The organism is Aquirufa beregesia (assembly GCF_011090385.1).
In the GTDB taxonomy this organism is placed as follows: domain Bacteria; phylum Bacteroidota; class Bacteroidia; order Cytophagales; family Spirosomataceae; genus Aquirufa; species Aquirufa beregesia.
Window position 1 is genome coordinate 1 of the sequence record NZ_SEWW01000020.1, and the last position, 1,717, is coordinate 1,717.

Below are 1,717 nucleotides of genomic sequence, written 5' to 3' on the forward strand. Positions count from 1 at the left end.
AACCCCCAAAAGAACCAAACGATAAATATGTACAGGGGTTACTTTTTTAAAAACAATAAAATACCTCCAATTTCATAGCAATCAAGTAGTTTTACGGAAATCAAAAACGTTTAGGACAGTATTGATTTCTGTTCTTAAAATCTCCTTGTTCTTTTCAAGAGCAGACTCCTCAGAGAAGTACTTACCTAATTTTAGTTTTACTAACGCATTCCAATCCTCTACCGAAAAATCGGAAGAAAAATGTAAGTCCTCATATATTTTATCTCGTTTCAAGTCTTCTTAAAATTACGCCCAACGGTCGGCAGCTACAAGAAGTTGGCGATTTTGGAGCACAAAACTGTCAATACACCACAAAAGTTGATACGAAGTAGAATGTTCAATTAACCACTTCACCCGCCACTGAGCTAAACGACTGTTATCAGCAGTGCTTCCATGTCTGCCGTGGCTTGTCAGTCTAATTGTTGCTGTCATTTTCATTATCTATTTGACTTGCTGTTTTCTTGGTTAATAATGGTACCGTTTGATACCAATAGTAGAATGATGACTTATCGGGCTGTTTTTTCAGCTTGTTCAGAAAGTTCCAATCTGAATCTTCAATGGTTAATCCTTTGATGTCTTGTCCTTCAAAATAAGCAATGGATGACATGTCGTTTACTAAAATCTTAGCAGATAAGTAAGCAATGCGAGCTGCTGCTGGTACGGCATCATCAATTCGGAAATTACCCGACATCAGGAAGCCTGAATCAAAAGATTTAATTCCTCTTTGCAATTCAGCAAACTTTTGTTTTTCGTCATCAGAGCCTCCACCTTTTTTGGCAATGATAAGGCAAGTGTCAATGGTATTTTGTAATACCTTTTCAGGAGTTAGTTCACTCTCTGGGTTGCCATTTTTTCGGTAGCTAATTTCCTGTTCGGCAAAAGCCATAAAGCTTTTTGCTACCATTTCAACGTTTGTGATATGCTCAAACAATTTGCTCAAATCGAAGAGTTGTTTGGAAATCTCCATCGAGAAGGGCTGCATGTCTTTTCCTTTGAAATATGGTATGCCAATCGTGTCGGGTGCAAAGGCAGTGAGCTTATCACCGGTAATGGCATCTATGGTAGGAACCTTGACCATAGTCACAGTTTCCGTTTCGATCCAATTTGTGATAATTGGCATTTCAGCTTGTTCCGGGTAAATCGGATCTTCAATCAAAACATCTAATAAGATCGTTCCGGAACCTTGCTGATTGGTATCAAAGGAAAGCTTGTAGTGAGCTTTGGGAACTCCAGATTGGTAGCTACGATGTTTGTCCAGCTTCCAATCCTTGAAATTGGATGTTTGGATAACCTTGTTCAGAATTTCTTCAAAATCTTTTCTATCTGTTTTACAGATGATATCAATGTCAATTGAGAATCGGTTTGCTTCTTTGAGCAGGAGCACCAAACTGGTCCCTCCCTTAAAGACAAATTCAAGTCCATTTGCTTTGAGTCTTTCCAGTAAATGTAAAGCATAAATCATTTTTTCGAGAATGATCTTATCAATTCGTTTGTGATCCTTTTGCTTTTTGAAGTGCTCCAACCACTTCTCTGTAAAACATTTGTCCTTAATCAATAGCGTCCTAAACGATTAAAAAAGGAAGAGAAGTTTTTTAACTCAATTAACTTTGAGGTGCACAAAAAAACTAACCCTCTTCCCATGGCAAACATAAGTTTATTTTCTCAAATTATCTCCAAA

General features: G+C 37.6%; 1 protein-coding gene. It reads right to left on the reverse strand.

The features are described from left to right. Nucleotides 1-454: 454 nt before the first annotated feature. On the reverse strand, nt 455-1,501 hold the full coding sequence (locus tag EWU23_RS13690; RefSeq protein WP_205753190.1) for a nucleotidyl transferase AbiEii/AbiGii toxin family protein: 1,047 nt from the start codon (nt 1,499-1,501) through the stop codon (nt 455-457). Between the last annotated feature and the right edge of the window lie 216 nt (nt 1,502-1,717).

What these genes read in the sequence shown, in the direction of transcription:
- EWU23_RS13690 (WP_205753190.1), bottom strand. Translation starts at nt 1,501, where the DNA reads ATGATTTATGCTTTACATTTACTGGAAAGACTCAAAGCAAATGGACTT.